General features: G+C 33.3%; 16 protein-coding genes. 4 read left to right on the forward strand and 12 right to left on the reverse strand.

The features are described 5' to 3' along the window. Positions 1–92: 92 nt before the first annotated feature. Positions 93–545, reverse strand: a complete 453-nt coding sequence (bcp, locus tag ACP7AV_RS11650) for a thioredoxin-dependent thiol peroxidase (protein ID WP_426092087.1) — start codon at positions 543–545, stop codon at positions 93–95. A gap of 90 nt (positions 546–635) precedes the next feature. On the opposite strand from bcp, the gene ACP7AV_RS11655 reads away from it, so the two are divergent. Then, positions 636–1,286, forward strand: a complete 651-nt coding sequence (locus tag ACP7AV_RS11655; RefSeq protein WP_426092088.1) for an endonuclease III domain-containing protein — start codon at positions 636–638, stop codon at positions 1,284–1,286. Positions 1,287–1,392: 106 nt separating this feature from the next. On the opposite strand, the gene ACP7AV_RS11660 is transcribed toward ACP7AV_RS11655, so the two are convergent. Together ACP7AV_RS11660 and ACP7AV_RS11665 are read right to left on the reverse strand one after the other, a co-directional pair. Next, positions 1,393–1,536: a hypothetical protein gene (locus ACP7AV_RS11660; protein WP_426064787.1), complete on the reverse strand. Its 144-nt coding sequence runs from the start codon at positions 1,534–1,536 to the stop codon at positions 1,393–1,395. A 52-nt stretch (positions 1,537–1,588) separates the two neighbouring features. Further along, positions 1,589–2,173, reverse strand: a complete 585-nt coding sequence (locus ACP7AV_RS11665; RefSeq protein WP_426092089.1) for an RNA polymerase sigma factor — start codon at positions 2,171–2,173, stop codon at positions 1,589–1,591. A gap of 425 nt (positions 2,174–2,598) precedes the next feature. Here ACP7AV_RS11665 and uvrA point away from each other — a divergent pair, with 425 nt between their 5' ends. Continuing rightward, positions 2,599–5,394 carry an excinuclease ABC subunit UvrA gene (gene uvrA, locus ACP7AV_RS11670; protein ID WP_426092090.1) on the forward strand — a complete coding sequence of 932 codons (2,796 nt, stop codon included), beginning with the start codon at positions 2,599–2,601 and terminating at the stop codon, positions 5,392–5,394. Positions 5,395–5,397: 3 nt separating this feature from the next. On the opposite strand, the gene ACP7AV_RS11675 is transcribed toward uvrA, so the two are convergent. From ACP7AV_RS11675 to ACP7AV_RS11705, 7 genes are all read right to left on the reverse strand, one after another. Further along, positions 5,398–5,697, reverse strand: a complete 300-nt coding sequence (locus tag ACP7AV_RS11675) for a hypothetical protein (protein ID WP_426092091.1) — start codon at positions 5,695–5,697, stop codon at positions 5,398–5,400. A gap of 202 nt (positions 5,698–5,899) precedes the next feature. Next, positions 5,900–7,360, reverse strand: coding sequence for a lipopolysaccharide biosynthesis protein (locus tag ACP7AV_RS11680; RefSeq protein WP_426092092.1), 1,461 nt, complete (start codon positions 7,358–7,360; stop codon positions 5,900–5,902). A gap of 42 nt (positions 7,361–7,402) precedes the next feature. Further along, positions 7,403–8,692: a glycosyltransferase family 4 protein gene (locus tag ACP7AV_RS11685; protein WP_426092093.1), complete on the reverse strand. Its 1,290-nt coding sequence runs from the start codon at positions 8,690–8,692 to the stop codon at positions 7,403–7,405. Between the two features lie 234 nt (positions 8,693–8,926). Next, entirely contained in the window at positions 8,927–9,394 is a 468-nt protein-coding gene (locus ACP7AV_RS11690; RefSeq protein WP_426092094.1) for a nucleotidyltransferase, read from the reverse strand. A gap of 12 nt (positions 9,395–9,406) precedes the next feature. Continuing rightward, on the reverse strand, positions 9,407–9,571 hold the full coding sequence (locus tag ACP7AV_RS11695) for a hypothetical protein (RefSeq protein WP_426092095.1): 165 nt from the start codon (positions 9,569–9,571) through the stop codon (positions 9,407–9,409). Between the two features lie 57 nt (positions 9,572–9,628). Then, the gene (locus tag ACP7AV_RS11700; RefSeq protein ID WP_426092096.1) at positions 9,629–12,046 is read right to left on the reverse strand and encodes a YfhO family protein; all 2,418 of its coding nucleotides are present in this window, start codon (positions 12,044–12,046) and stop codon (positions 9,629–9,631) included. 48 nt (positions 12,047–12,094) lie between these two features. Further along, the gene (locus tag ACP7AV_RS11705; protein ID WP_426092097.1) at positions 12,095–12,376 is read right to left on the reverse strand and encodes a DUF4834 family protein; all 282 of its coding nucleotides are present in this window, start codon (positions 12,374–12,376) and stop codon (positions 12,095–12,097) included. 135 nt (positions 12,377–12,511) lie between these two features. On the opposite strand from ACP7AV_RS11705, the gene ACP7AV_RS11710 reads away from it, so the two are divergent. Then, positions 12,512–13,447 (forward strand): transporter, encoded by a 936-nt coding sequence (locus tag ACP7AV_RS11710; RefSeq protein WP_426092098.1) that lies wholly within the window; start codon positions 12,512–12,514, stop codon positions 13,445–13,447. A 21-nt stretch (positions 13,448–13,468) separates the two neighbouring features. Further along, a complete protein-coding gene (locus ACP7AV_RS11715; protein WP_426092099.1) occupies positions 13,469–14,587 on the forward strand; it encodes a GTP cyclohydrolase in 1,119 nt (372 codons plus the stop codon). 89 nt (positions 14,588–14,676) lie between these two features. Here ACP7AV_RS11715 and ACP7AV_RS11720 read toward each other — a convergent pair whose 3' ends face one another. Both ACP7AV_RS11720 and ACP7AV_RS11725 read right to left on the reverse strand, forming a co-directional pair. Next, the gene (locus ACP7AV_RS11720; protein WP_426092100.1) at positions 14,677–15,150 is read right to left on the reverse strand and encodes a hypothetical protein; all 474 of its coding nucleotides are present in this window, start codon (positions 15,148–15,150) and stop codon (positions 14,677–14,679) included. Positions 15,151–15,260: 110 nt separating this feature from the next. Continuing rightward, entirely contained in the window at positions 15,261–16,523 is a 1,263-nt protein-coding gene (locus ACP7AV_RS11725) for an aminotransferase class I/II-fold pyridoxal phosphate-dependent enzyme (RefSeq protein ID WP_426092101.1), read from the reverse strand. Positions 16,524–16,735 lie beyond the last annotated feature (212 nt).

Consider the following 16,735-nt stretch of genomic DNA (forward strand, 5'->3'; position numbering starts at 1 on the left):
AATTTTAACCTCAACTCTGGACTTTCTTTTGTCTTTTCTAATCTAAATTCAGTTTATGAAAACATAATTTGAAACGAGTAGTAACTGAACGCTTATTTTAGTATCTGCGCAGCATGTGCTTTGGTTTTTACATCAGCTATCACCTCATCAATAATTCCGTTTTCGCCTATTACAAATGTAGTTCTGTGGATTCCGTCATATTCTTTACCCATGAATTTTTTAGGTCCCCAAACACCAAAAGCCTGAATTATGGATTTATCTTCATCCGCAAGTAATGGAAAAGGAAATTCATACTTATCTTTAAACTTAGCTTGTGCTTTTTGGCTGTCTGCACTTACGCCTAACAATGCGTAATTATTGGCTTGAAAACGTTCGAAATTGTCTCTCAAATCACAAGCTTCAGCTGTGCAACCTGGCGTATTTGCTTTGGGATAAAAGAAAACCACCAGTTTTTTTCCTGCGTAATCTGCTAATTGATGTAATTTTCCCTCTTGGTCAAGACCAGAAAAATTAGGGGCTTTGTCTCCTTTTTTTAATGTTGTCATTATTTATATTTTTTTATTTATTTGAATTAAAGTTGCACTTTGCTTTTGCTATTGAAATTGTTTTTCTTTGCAAATCAAATTTAACTAATAATGAATAAACAAGAACGTGTAACTTTTGTTATAAATACGTTAAAAGAACTTTATCCTACAATTCCAGTTCCACTGGATCATAAAGATCCTTATACTTTATTGATTGCGGTTTTACTTTCTGCCCAATGTACCGATGTGCGCGTGAATCAAATTACGCCTTTACTTTTCGCAAAAGCAGATAATCCGTATGATATGATAAAAATGTCTGTGGAAGAAATAAAGGAAATCATTCGACCTTGTGGCTTATCTCCAATGAAATCAAAAGGTATTCATGGTTTGTCTCATATATTAATTGATAAACACGATGGAAAAGTCCCGCAAAGCTTTGAATTCCTGGAAGAACTACCTGCCGTGGGACATAAAACGGCTAGTGTCGTCATGTCGCAAGCTTTTGGAGTCCCTGCGTTTCCTGTTGACACACACATTCATCGCTTAATGTATCGATGGAATTTAACCAATGGAAAAAACGTAGTTCAAACGGAGAAAGATGCGAAACGCATTTTTCCTGAAGAAATCTGGAATGACCTGCATCTTCAGATTATTTGGTACGGAAGACAATATTCTCAGGCTCGGGGCTGGGATTTAGAAAAGGATAGTATTACCAAAACAATTGGCCGAAAAACGGTACTCGATGCATATTATAAAAAATAAACTGAAGACAAACAAAAAAACCACTAATTCTATTTAAAATCAGTGGTTTTTTTTTCATTACCGAATTGGGCTAATAAAATTAATTTGTTTTGGAATCATATAGATTCTAATTCGATATAATTTCAAAACTTATATTTTCTATTTCTATTATGGTTAACGCTTTTGAATAGCCTAATAAAAAAGAAATTGTTTCTTTACTTGGTTTCATTACTTGAGAAAATAATGATTTTTTTGAGTAAGTTTTTGCCATAAAGTAATATGTATTTGTTTTACATTACAACGCAGCAAGTTTCAAAATATTATTAATTGGTTAAAACAATTTGGTGCTTATCAATTACCTTTCTCAAATTCATCAAAGCATAACGCATTCTTCCTAATGCAGTATTAATACTCACTCCAGTTATTTCCGAAATTTCCTTGAAACTCATGTCTTGATACATTCTCATGACTAAAACTTCTTTTTGATCAGCAGGAAGTCCTTCAATTAGCTTTTGTAAATCCATTTGAACTTGTTCCGATATTATTTTATTTTCTATCGTCAAGGAATTATCAGACATAATAGAGAAAATTGAAAATTCCTCTGTTTCTCTGAACATTGGCATTTTTTTGGTTTTTCGGTAATGATCAACTACTAAATTATGGGATATACGCATTACCCACGGTAAAAATTTACCTTCTTCATTGTAAGAATTTGACTTCAAGGTTTTTATTACTTTGATAAAGGTATCTTGAAAAATATCGTTGGTAATATCTCTATCCGGGATTTTAGAATAAATAAATCCATATATTTTTCCCTCGTGCCTCTTTATTAGTTTAGCTAAGGCATCCTCATTACCTGCGACATATTCCTTAACTAATGACGCGTCTGGGAGTTGTATATTAACCATAATAATACTTTTTAGTTTTTAATTAAAATTGGAGAGTTTTCTCTAAAAAGTAGTTTTTTATTATAGGCTAAAGTGTGTTTAGGTTTGTTCAGTTTTCAAATTTAACTAATTATTATTTTACCATGCAAGTAAAATTAATAAAAATTAACATTTCAAAACTTAAATTTGTTAAAATTTATCTTCGTTTATCACATTTACCACACAAATAGCATGCCGATGCCTAAGAAAGAGTTAATTTAATCTAAAAATTTTAATAAAAATAAAACTAAAATAAGGTCTGCTTATTTTAGTTTCACTTATTTATGAATAAAAACTATACCAGAAGAAAAATCAGTTTTCAACCGTGCTTTTAATGATTATTTGTGAGTTGTTCATTCCCTTTTCTCTGTTGAAAATTGATTACTTTTGTAAAAATTATCATTTTTATGCAAGTTGACCTTTCGAAATTGGATCCAAGGAAAAATATCATCATAAAAGGTGCACAGGTACATAACCTAAAAAATGTTGATGTTGCTATTCCCCGAAATAAATTAGTGGTTATCACAGGACTTTCGGGTTCAGGAAAATCAAGTTTGGCCTTCGATACTTTATATGCCGAAGGACAGCGCCGTTATGTAGAAAGTTTATCTTCGTATGCGAGACAATTTCTTGGACGATTGGACAAACCAAAAGTAGAATATATTAAGGGAATTGCTCCTGCGATTGCTATCGAACAAAAAGTGAATACGACAAACGCGCGGTCAACGGTAGGAACCTCAACAGAAATATATGATTACGTAAAATTACTTTTTGCCAGAATAGGACGAACTTATTCCCCAATTTCCGGTCGTGAAGTCAAAAAAAATACCGTCACTGATGTCGTTTCCGATGTGAAAAATTTTGAATTGGATAGCAAATGGTTACTGCTCGCGCCTATTCATTTGGAAGAGGGACGAAAATTGGAAGACAAACTAAAAGTCCTTTTGCAACAAGGATTTGCCCGAATATTGGTAAATAATGAAATGATTCGTTTAAACGATTTACCAGACTCATTAGATAAAAAAGAAATCTTTTTAATCGTCGACCGAATAGTGGTTAATCACGACACTTCCGCAGAAGAAGAGTTTTACAATCGTCTTGCTGATGCGGTTCAAACTGCTTTTTTTGAAGGAAAAGGAATTTGCCATTTACAAGAATTAAACTCTGATAAAAAGTATTCCTACTCTAATAATTTTGAATTAGACGGCATTACATTTCTGGAACCAAACGTTCATTTATTTAGTTTTAATAATCCATACGGAGCATGTCCCGTTTGTGAAGGTTATGGAAATATTATCGGTATTGATGCCGAATTAGTTATACCAAATACGACATTATCCGTTTTTGAAAATGCTATTTTCCCTTGGCGAGGAGAAAGCATGAGTTGGTTTCGTGACGAACTGGTAAATAAGGCGTACAAATTTGACTTTCCAATACACAAACCATATTACCAATTATCTGAAGGCCAAAAAGAATTAATCTGGAATGGAAATACCTATTTTCAGGGGTTAAATGATTTCTTTAAAGAATTGGAAGAAAAGAATTATAAAATCCAAAACAGAGTGATGCTTTCGCGTTACAGAGGAAAAACTAAATGTCATTCCTGCAAAGGAAAACGCTTAAGAATTGAAGCTTCCTACGTGAAAATTAATGAAAAAACAGTTTCTGATTTAGTTGATTTACCGATAAAACATTTGGTTACTTTTTTTAAAAACATTGATTTAGATGTTTATGAAAAACAAATTGCAAAACGACTAATGGTGGAAATCAACAACCGTTTGTCTTTTCTAACTGAAGTAGGATTGGATTATCTGACATTAAACAGGAATTCAGCCACACTTTCCGGAGGAGAATCGCAACGTATTAATTTAGCAACTTCGCTTGGAAGCAGTTTAGTTGGTTCCATGTATATTTTAGATGAGCCAAGTATTGGGTTACACCCAAAAGATACAGAACGCTTGATAAAAGTATTACTTTCCTTACGGGATTTAGGAAATACGGTTATCGTAGTAGAACACGATGAAGACATCATGAAAGCTGCTGACATGATTATAGATATTGGTCCGGAGGCCGGAACTTTAGGCGGGAATTTAGTCGCTCAGGGAACCTACGACGAAATATTAAAATCGACTTCACTTACAGCGAAATATCTAAATGGTGATTTGGAAATTACCGTCCCTAAAAAAAGAAGATTATTTAAGAATTTTATCGACATAAAAGGAGCACGAGAAAATAATTTACAAAATATTGATGTTACTTTTCCGCTGGATGTATTGACGGTAATTACAGGAGTTTCTGGAAGTGGAAAAAGTACTCTTGTTAAGAAGATCCTTTTTCCGGCCATGCAAAAAAAATTGGAAAACGTAGGTGAAAAAGCAGGACAGTTTACAGAAATGAAAGGTTCATTTTCGCAAATTAAACACATTGAATACGTTGATCAAAACCCAATAGGAAGAAGTTCCCGTTCAAATCCTGTGACTTACATTAAGGCGTATGATGACATTCGGGAATTGTATGCCAAAGAAAAACTATCAAAAATAAGAGGGTATCAGGCCAAACATTTTTCTTTTAATGTTGATGGCGGAAGATGCGAAACCTGCAAAGGAGAAGGTTCTATAAACGTAGAAATGGTTTTTATGGCTGATGTACAATTACCGTGTGAAACCTGTAACGGAAAACGATTTAAGAAAGAAATTCTCGAAGTCGCTTTTGAAGGTAAAAACATTCACGATATACTAACGATGACAATCGATGATGCTATTGCCTTTTTTATAGCAAATAAACAGACTAAAATCACTCAAAAATTGCAGCCTTTGCAAGATGTGGGCTTGGGTTATGTGCAATTAGGACAATCGTCTTCTACTCTTTCCGGAGGAGAAGCACAGCGAATAAAGCTTGCTTCATTCCTGGTAAAAGGAGCTACAAAAGATAAAGCTTTATTTGTTTTTGACGAACCTACAACTGGATTGCACTTTCATGACATCAAGAAACTAATAGCTTCCTTCGATGCATTAATTGATAAAGGGCATTCGATTATTGTTATCGAACACAACCTTGATTTAATAAAGTGCGCGGACTGGATCATAGATTTAGGTCCCGAGGGCGGGGAAAATGGTGGCAAATTACTTGCAGTAGGAACTCCGGAACAAGTTGTAAAAATAAAAGAATCTGTTACGGGAAAATATTTGAAAGATAAATTATAAATATTATCCCATGTAACATTTTTCTTCAAAAGGATTTCCGTCTTCATCAATTGCTATTAAAATCTTTTTAGCTTTTGATGAAACTTGCGAAATGTAAATCCAAGCTATAGACCAAAGTCCAAGAGTAGCGCAAAAGATGCAAAAATTAAAAACATGATCAACCTTTTTTTTCTTTTTCAATAAAACGACAAAAGGTAACTTATCGTTTCGCTCTAATACTACAAACCCATCATTGGTTTTATCGGCTATAATAGATAAAAATTTGATTAAATTATCATCGCTTGTACTTTTATTACTACTCATGCTTATCATTGAAATTTAAATACTTTTTTGCTGTCTTTAATAAAACTGACTTTGCAAAAATAATAGTAAATTTAAAATTCCACAATACCCACTTTTAGTGATATTTGATTTCTTTTTGTTAAAAAAGCTAAAGTAACTTTCGATAAGTAATAGGAAATGAAACAGTTATTTTTTTTTATTATCCAACAGAAACGCTCCTAATTTATCTTAGCTTTTTCAAAACAACATCGATAGCTTGATTAATTTCGACCGAAATAACAAATTTATAATTAATGTAAATGTAAGAAATAGTTAATAAAACTGATTTTAATATTATTGCTATTTTAGGGTCAAAAGGAAATTCCCAAAAATAAAACAAAAGAAACAATAGCAATGTGATTCCCAGAGAATACAATGTTTGCTTTGTAAATGGATACAAATGCAAACGTTTCACCACAAAAAGCAACTTGGCTATGCTATATAAAGTTATTGATAATAATGTTGCGAACGCAGATCCCATAATCCCGTACAAAGGAATAAAAATCGCGTTCAACCCAATAGCTAAAGCAACTAAAAAAACACCGAGGAACAACACAGCTCTGTAATATTTTGTATTAAAAATTATCGCATTATTATTCCCTAATATTAAATCAAAATATTTAGATAATCCAATCATAAATACAACTAAAATACCACCGCTATACTCTTTAGGAACCATTTCATATAACTGATTGATATTAACAAATATACCCAACATTACAAATCCACCCACGACTTGTAAATTAATGGATGTCTTTTTATACAAAACATTTAATTCCTCAAATTTGTTATCGTGCATCAGTCGTGCTGTAATGGGATAGACAATTTGGTGCATCGCGCGACTTGGAACAGAAATAACCAAAGCAATATAAGTAGCAACGGAGTAATACGCTATATTCTCAATAATCATGTATTGGTTAAGCATAATTTTATCCCCATCCAACAGCAAATTAGCTACACTACCTGATAAAATAATATAAAAAGTATACTCCATTATATTTTTTACATTAGAAGGTATTGCAAATTGGAAATCAGGCTTTTTAATGTAATAAGCATAACCCATTGTAATAATTAATGCCAAAAAGTAAATTCCTGCAGTCACGTAAACGAACTCCACAACTGTTATCAATCTGTAATAAACGCCAATCAACGCAAATAATGAAAACAATCTCAATCCTACCTCTTTAACAAAATTACCAAAAACCGAATGCATGTGAACTTTGGCCCAAGCATAAAAAATTTCGAAATAAGCCATACATAATCCTACAAATGGAATAAGCCAAATGAAATCCTTAACTACCGGGTTTTTCTTTGTTACAAAGAATAAAATATCATCAAAAAAAAGTAATCCTAACAATATTAAAGGAATAGACAAAACTAAAGGAAACAACACGGTGAAAGATAAAAATCTGGATTTTTCCTCTTCTGACTCATATTGCGAATAAAATTTCACTAACGTATTTTGCATCCCTATTGCAAATAAAGGCATGATTACATTTGCACAAGAAAGAATGTAACCTGTTACAGCATAATAAGTATCTCCTAAAAAAACAGGATACAAATACAGCGTATTTATGGCACCAATTCCAAAACCCAAATAGGTAATTATTGTATTCTTTAAAGACTGATTTAATACTATTCCCATTATTTTATCATTGCGAAGTATTGAGAGACCTCACTTTCTAATTTACATTTTGTTAAGCAATTCAACCAATTCTTTCGTTAGGTTTCTTCTGGAATAATTTTGTAAACCAACTCCATTTGATTGTAATTTGCCTTTCAAAAACTGATTATAAAAGTCCAAAATTACACTTTTAAGTTTCACTTTCTCAGAATAATCAAAAAATACACCTGTGTTGGTATTCGTAATAATCTCAGCAAAATCTGAATCTTTGGGACCTATGGCAACAATAGGCCGGTTTGAAACCATGTACTCGAATAATTTTCCCGGAATAATGCTTTTAGTATCTTCCGAATTAATTTCGACAAGCAACAAAACCTGCGACTTTCGTTGGTGCGCAATCGCTTCCGAATGGGAAACATAACCCAAATTATTCAAATACGTATTTAGCCCGAATTGATTTAACGTTTCTAAAACTTCCTGACTAACCGCTCCGATTAGTTTTATTTCGAAATGCGATTTGAAATCTGGAATCTCATGAATTAATTCAACCAAACTTTCCCATAAAATCAGAGGATTTCTTTCCGACAAAAAAGAACCGATGTGTGCTAAACTAAATTTAGAATCCAGCGTTTGTTTTTCAACTTCTTCCTTATCATAGCCATTCGTTATTACCGCAATAGGTTTAGTGGTAATCTCCTGGAATTCGGTTTTGGTGGTTTTGCTCGTTACAATAATGGTATCGGCTGAATTTAAAACCTGATGTTCTAAAGCTTTGTGTTTTTTGGCAGCAAAACTCGACAATCGCAATGATTTGTGATAGCCAATTGTCGTCCATGGATCACGGAAATCAGCAAACCATCTCAGATTTAATTTTTGTTTTAATTCCAATCCAATAAGATGCAGACTGTGTGGCGGTCCCGAAGTAACAATTGTATCAATATTATTGTCAACGATGTATTTCTCCAAAAAAGCAACCGATGGTTTTACCCAAAAAACACGCGCATCAGGAATAAAAAAATTTCCACGAATCCAAAGAAAGGTTTTATCCAGAAAAGATTGCTTTTTCTGATTTGGAATAATTCCTGAACTGATTTTTTTTGTTTTATTTTTTGAAAGAAAAGACGCCAGTTGGTACGGTTCAAAAATCTTCTGTTTCAGAATAATTGCTTTCTCCGAGACTTCTTTTACCAAGTTTTGATCAACAATAGGATATGTTGGATTCTGCGGAATATAAACAATCGGCTGAATGCCAAAATCTGGCAAATACTTGACAAACTTAAGCCAACGTTGCACTCCTGGTCCTCCAGCAGGAGGCCAATAATAGGAAATTATTAAAATTTTCTTGGGTTCCAAAGTTAGGATTTTATAGTAATTGATTTTAAATCCATAAAAAACAAATTACTGTTTTTATATAGTCCTTTTGAAATAATGTAAAAAGCAGGTAAAGATGGGATTATTGAAAAATATTTAAATTTGTCAGGACTAAATAGGTAAATTCCAAACAATACTCCAATAGTTAAACCTAAAAAAAAGAGCAAAAACAATATTTGTTGAAACGATTTTAAACCGAATAATTCTTTCATACTTTTAACAAATATTTTTATTATTTAGTTTCTCCAACTCTTCAATATCGAGCTGGTCTTTCAGTCTGTTGGCTGCTTTTTTGGCAATAATCAGATTATCGTAATCAATAAAAAAAACCGGAATTCCATCTATATCTATGATATTTGCTTTTTCTAAAAGTACTACGAAAGGCTTATTTTCTAGACCTTTAACGGAAGTCATAATATCCAATCTAAAATTAATATTTAAAGTGAAATCTGTCCAACCCGGAATGAATTGCATCGTTTTAATACTTTCAAAATCACCTAATCCCATTTGTTTAATAGCATTTCTCAAATTTTCACGATTAGCAATCGTATCTTCAATGAAAATATCAATATCTCCTGTATTTCTTCCGTAGCCATAAATGTTTACAGCAAATCCACCGATGGTTAGATAGTTTACTTTGTTTTCTGACAAATACTTCCAAACATCTATTATTTGTTTATGCATATTCGTTTCAAATTATTTTGATTTTGAATATTTTTTTGCCGATTTTAATACGCAAGAAAGTTCGATTATTGCCATCAGTTTTTCAAAACGTTGTTGATAAGTCAATTGTCTTGTTTCTTCAATATATCTTGCCTCCATAACTGACGGAGGTGCGTGATTTAATTTGACTTTACCCATTGCTTTAAAAATTTAGAATGTATTCGAAATTTATTAGATCAAATTTACAAATAAATATCAGACAGCTAACGCCTTTTTCTTCCTTTCAAAATAAATTCCCCCAATCAAAAGCAATAGTATCCCTATGGAACTAATCAACGTTATTGTACTTCCGGTTTTAACGACTTGTGGCTCAAACTTGAATTCTATCGAGTGTTTTCCAGCTGGAATTTGCAATCCCCTTAAAACGTAATCAACTCTAATATGATCTGATTTTCTACCGTCAATATACGCATTCCAACCTTTTCCATAATACATTTCGGAGAAAACGGCTAAACCTTCATTTGCGTTTTCAGATTTGTACTTCAAATAATTGGGTTTGTAGTTTTCTAAAGTTACAGTCGCTGCGCTGTCATTGGCAAAAGCCGTCTTTTTTAATTCAAAATCTTTACTATTTACGACTGCCACATTCTTAGAATCTAAACTATCTAACGCTTTCATCTCTTCATCAGCAGAACTCACTAATTTTACTTGACTTACAAACCATGCATTTCCATTAGCATTAGGATTTGAAGTTGGAAATTCTTTGCCTTCTTTATCAGTTTGAATTACATATTTTACATCGAGCATATTCAATACTTCCATGTTGTTGTTAGCAATTTGGTAGTCAAATAACTGCTGTATCCTTCGCGGTTTTACTGCACTATAACCTCCAATTGATTTATGAAAATAGGAAGCTCTGGCACTGGATAAATTCCCAGAGACTTCGAAAACTCTATAATGTGTGGTATCTTTAAGAATCTCAACATCCGAAGGAGATTCTTGAAAAGGAACTTCTACTTCTCTTCCGTTAACGAAATCTTTTCCCGAAACATAATTTTTATCCACGAAAAACAAATCGGAGACCATCAATAATCCCACGATTATAATAGCCGTATTTTGGGCAAATCTATCTTTAATCGATAACCAAAAAACTCCCGTAGTTAGTAAGATAAAGAAAGCAGAGCGCAATAAATCAGCGCTATACAAACTCATCCTGTCCTGTTTCAATGCATTTACAAAATCCGGACCGTAGGTTTGTTGAAAATAAGCATCATTTCCGCCAGAAAAACTGAACATACTTTTGCTCAAAAACAATATTACAATAATTCCGAGGCTTAAAATTCCAGTTTCATATAAAGCCTTCCACTGTAATTTTTTATCCAATTGAAAGAAAGACTGCAACCCCATAATCGCCAAAACAGGGAAACACAACTCAAGAATAACTTGTATGGAGGAAACTGCTCTGAATTTATTGTACATCGGAACATAATCAATGAAAAAGTCCGTCAATACTGGGAAATTTTTTCCCCATGAAAGCACTAACGCTATTATTGAACCGCATAGGAATACATACTTTATTTTACGTTTATCTATGAACAAAGCCATTATTGCTAAAAAGAAAACCACCACACCTATATAGGCAGGAGCCGCTACAATAGGCTGATCGCCCCAATACGTTGGCATTCCAGAAACAAAATCAGTTGCCTGATCTTCCGGCACGCCTTGACCAATCATGAATTCATACATATTACTATCTTTCCCAACGGCCTCATTATTTGACCCACCAAAAAGTCGCGGTGCAATCAAATTAAAACTTTCAGTAATTCCATAACTGTATTCCGTAATGTAATCATGCGTCAGCGCACTGCTGTTTGTATTTTTTGAACCATCAGGATTAAAACTTAATTCGCTTTTTCCACGCGTACTGAAATCCGCATATTCAGCTGTTGCCAATAAATTAGTCGCATTCGCACCAAGAGCAAAAATTCCGGCTACCGCCAATGTCCCGAAAGAATACAACATTGATTTATATTCCTTTTCTTTTACTAGCTGATAGATAAAATAAGCAGAAAGAATTAATAAGAAAATCAATAAGTAATAGGTCATTTGGAAGTGATTCGCATTGATTTCTAACGCTGTTGCAAAAAGCGTAATCAAACCTCCCAGAATATATTTTTTTTGAAAGACCAGAATAAACCCGGCAATAACAAGTGGCATGTAAGCAATCGCATGCGCTTTGGCATTATGGCCAACGCCCAAAATAATGATCAAATAGGTAGATAAACCAAAAGCTAATGCTCCAAAAAAGGCTTTCAAAGGATCGACTTTTAACACCAGCATCAAACCGTAAAATCCTAAAAAATATAAAAATAAATAATCCGCAGGTCGCGGTAAAAAACGCAATGCATCATCAATAGCGCCAATGTAATCGTGTGGGTATTTTGCTCCTAATTGATACGTTGGCATTCCGCCGAAAGCTGAATTAGTCCAATAAGGTTCTACATGATCCGTGCCTCTAAAGTCATTTTGCTCTTTGGCCATTCCGGTATACTGTACAATATCAGACTGGAAAATTTGTTTTCCTTGTAATACAGGATAAAAATAGAGTGTAGAAACAAGTACAAAACCAAGTATGGCAAGGGCGTGTGGATAGAACCTATTTATTATTTTCAATTTAAAAAAGTTTGGATTAGAGTAAAAAGCTTGTTAATAATGACAAATTTAATCTATTTCTTCGTAATCAACATAGTCTCCCACTTTTTTGGTTTCGCGGGGATTTTTAGTGTTTACTGAATTGTATGTTACATCATCCTTACTTTGTGTTTTTTTCCACGTGCTGTCTTCCTCATGCTTTTGTTGTTTCTGCATACTTTCGCCCGCTTTTTGAACTACTTTTTTAACTATTAAAGGCAAAAATAATTTTGCTAAAAATCTGAAAATATAGTAGAAAGCAATCATGTAAAATAGTGCTTTTATAAAACCCGTAAATGAAGCTGTTTGCATAGAAGTGTAATTTTTTCCAAAATTAATAAATTCATCTCGAAAGTTCGGGACAAAATAAAAATATCATTCTTAAATAAATAATAAAATATAGTACATTTGAAAAGCGTTATTACTTTTTAACTCAAAAAAAATAATATGTCCAAAATCAAAATCATACTTATCGCAGCTATTGCAATGTTTCCAAGTATTCATTACAGTCAGCATACGGATCAAATAAATTCTAACAGACCAGGCGAAACCATGTCGGCTTTTGCAGTTGGAAAATCAGTAATCCAAATAGAAACAGGCGTTTACGGAATCAAACAAAACCATAGTTTGTTGAATTATGATGCCAATGGTTTTGGTGTTGATGCCACCTTACGATGGGGAATGTTCATGGAAAAACTTGAATTGATAGCTGACATACAATACCAGAACGAGAAATATACCACCTTGTTCAATAGCTCGAAAAGAGCCGACTTCAAACAAACTGTTTTGGGAGCCAAATATTTAATTTACGATCCTTTCAAAAATTACGAGAAAAAGGTGAATATTTATAGCTGGAAAGCCAACAGAGCTTTTAATTGGCGTCAACTGGTACCTGCCGTTTCTGTTTTTGCAGGAGCAAATTTCACTATGGCGGACAATCCGTATTCTTTTTCTTCAGAATCCAGCATTTCCCCAAAGATAATACTGATAACCCAAAACCATCTGGGTGACGGTAGATGGGTTTTTGTAACCAATATAATAGCTGATTATGTAACAACTGATTTTCCTAGTTATGGTTATGTATTGACTTTAACCCGAGGATTTAATGATAAATGGTCCGGATTTTTGGAAAACCAAGGATTTAAAAGTGATTTTTATAGCGATGCCATTGTTCGCGGAGGCGCCGCTTATTTATTAAATAAAGACATGCAAATTGACGCTTCGATTGCTACAAGTCTGAAAGACACTCCATCTGCCCTCTATGGCGGAATTGGTTTTTCCTGGCGTTATGACGCCAATTATCAGGAAGTGCGCATAAACAATGACTCAGGGGACTCAGGAAAGAAAGCGGAAAAAAGAGCAAAAAAGACAAAAAAAGGATAATCACAGAATTTAAAAAACAGAATGATTACAATACAAGAAGCAAAAACTAAAAGTGAATTAACTGAATTTGTAAAATTCCCTTTTTCTTTATATAAAAACAATAAGAATTGGGTTCCGCCATTAATTGGTGAGGAACTGGAAGGATTTGATAAAACTAAAAATCCTGCTTTTGAAACTGCTGAAGCATATTTTTATATTGCCAAAAGAAATAACAAAACTGTAGGCCGAATTGCCGCAATCATCAATTGGAGCGAGGTAAAAGACCAACAAAAAATGAAAGTTCGTTTTGGATGGTTTGACGTGATTGATGATGTAAAGGTGACTGAAGCACTTTTAGAAAAAGTATATGAATTAGGTCGACAAAACAATTTAGAATATGTTGAAGGACCTATGGGTTTTTCAAATCTGGATAAAGTGGGCGTACTTACCGAAGGTTTTGATGAAATAGGAACGATGATTACTTGGTACAATAATCCATATTATGCCACTCATTTCGAACAATTGGGATACGTAAAAGAGAAAGAATATATTGAAAGTAAATTTCCTTTTGTAAACGTAAAGCCTGAATTTTTTGAAAAAGCAAATGATTTGGTCAAAAGAAGGTATCAATTAAGTCCGCTTAATTTTAAAACGACCAAAGAAGTAATGCCGCACGTGGATAAAATGTTTGATTTATTCAATAAGTCTTATGCTTCGTTATCTTCGTTTGTAGCTATTTCAGATACAGAAAAAGAATATTTCAAGAAAAAATACATAAGTTTCATCAATCCTGAATTTATCAAATTCGTGGAAGACAAAAACCATAATATCGTTGCTTTCAGTATTGTAATGCCCTCTTTTTCTGAGGCGATACAAAAAGCAAAAGGGAAATTATTCCCATTTGGATTTCTTCATTTGCTCAAAGCAAAAAAACGAAGTAAGGACGTCATTTTCTACCTTATTGGTGTGTTGCCTGAATACCAAAACAAAGCGGTCACGGCCATTATATTCAAAGAATACTACGAAACTTTCAAAGAAAAAGGTATTGTCAATTGTTTCAGAACTCCTGAATTAGTTGATAACGCCGCAAGCATCAATTTGTGGAAACATTTTGATCCTCAAATTCACAAACGCAGGTGTACTTATAGAAAAGAGTTGTAAGTGAATTCCATTTTATAATAAAACTAAAAATCCATCAACGTCATGCTGATGGATTTTTTAGTTTTAAATAATACATGTTTTTAATAAAATCACATTTTACAATCCACTTTTGACAACAGAACATTTCCATCAAATTGTAATTGTTTTTTATCTTTAAAAGTTACTTTCCCTTTATTGTCATCAATCACGTCTCCAAAACCTTCGACATAAGAATCGTCTTTTTTTAAGAAAGCAACTTTGCGAACTGACGAAATACCTTCGGACATGAAAGTATAATCCGCATAAAGCGTGTCTCCTTTAAATTCTCCTACAAGTGTTCCTGCATTTTTATCTTTTTCAAAAAAATTATAGCTTAAATTTCCCGAAGCAAGCTGACCGTTTTTTACATTTAAAGTCAATGAAACAGTGTCTTTTTTAAGAATTGCTCGATAACACTCTTTAGATTCAGGTTCTTCAACAACAATTTTTTCTAAAACAGCAGGAGATTCTTCCGTTTTCATTCCTTTTTTACAAGAAACAAAAACACTAATAAAAACGACACCCAATAATATTACTTTTTTCATATATTTTCAATTTAGTTTAATAAATATACTAATTCCTGACACAATAAAATACAAAAAAATCCATCATTCCGAAAAATGATGGATTTATATGTAAAAACTTAATTACTTAATTATGCATCTAAATCGACTGTAGTTCTACTTGCAATTTCTTTGTATGTCCCATTTTCTAGTTTCTCACGAATCGCTTCAAAAGCAGTTAGTGTTTCATCAACATCTGATAAAGTATGAGACGTTGTAGGAATCATTCGCAACAAGATAATCCCTTTTGGAATCACAGGATAAATTACAATCGATAAGAAAATGCCGTAGTTTTCTCGTAAATCGTTTACCATAATCATTGCTTCCGGTACACTTCCTTCAAGATATACTGGAGTTACGCAGGTATTGGTGTCACCTATATTAAAATTACGCTCTCTCAATCCGTTTTGCAACGCATTTACATTTTCCCACAATTTATCTTTTAATTCCGGGTGATTACGCAACAGTTCTAATCGTTTTAAAGAACCAATTGTTTGTATCATTGGCAATGCTTTAGCAAACATTTGAGAACGCAAATTGTATTTTAAATAATCAATTATGTCTTTGTCTGCGGCTATAAAAGCACCAATATTTGCCATCGATTTCGCAAAAGTTGAGAAATAAATATCAATTCCGTCCTGACAACCTTGCTCTTCTCCTGCTCCGGCACCTGTTTTTCCAAGTGTTCCAAAACCATGTGCATCATCAACCAGCAAACGAAAATTATATCTTTCTTTCATGGCAACAATTTCCTTCAATTTTCCTTGTTGTCCACGCATTCCAAAAACACCTTCGGTAATAAAAAGAATTCCTCCTCCTGTAACTTCCGCTAATTTTGTCGCACGCTCCAAGTTTTTTTCCATGCTTGCAAGATCATTGTGACGGTATGTAAAACGTTTCCCCATATGCAAACGAACGCCATCAATAATACAAGCATGAGCATCAACATCATACACAATTACATCATTTTTTGTAACCAAAGCGTCAATTGTTGACATAATTCCCTGATATCCAAAATTCAACAAATATGCCGATTCTTTCATTACAAAAGCTGCCAATTCATTCTCTAATTGCTCATGATATTTAGTGTGACCACTCATCATACGCGCTCCCATTGGGTAAGCGGCGCCATACTGTGCTGCTGCTTCCGTATCTGCCTGACGCACTTCGGGATGATTAGCAAGACCTAAATAGTCATTCAAACTCCAATTCAAAATATCTTTTCCACCAAACTGCATTCTTGGACCCAACTCACCTTCTAATTTAGGAAAAACAAAATAACCTTCTGCTTGTGAAGCCCATTTTCCTAATGGTCCTTTATTGTTTTGAATCCTTTCGAATAAATCTTTTACCATAATATATCAAGTAATAATTTTAATTTTGAGAAGTGGCAAAAATAATTATTTAAACTTTATAAAGGACTTGAAAGTAAATTTATTTTTCAAGCTTTAACTTTATGATTATCTGGAGCTAATTCCTGCTCTACACTGTATCTTTTGCACTGTCAGGAAGATTGCTGCGTTCCTCGCAATGACAATGCAAAAGGATGCCGTTGCGGTCAGGGCTA

The organism is Flavobacterium sp. DSR3-2, assembly GCF_049896525.1.
Taxonomy (GTDB): Bacteria; Bacteroidota; Bacteroidia; order Flavobacteriales; family Flavobacteriaceae; genus Flavobacterium.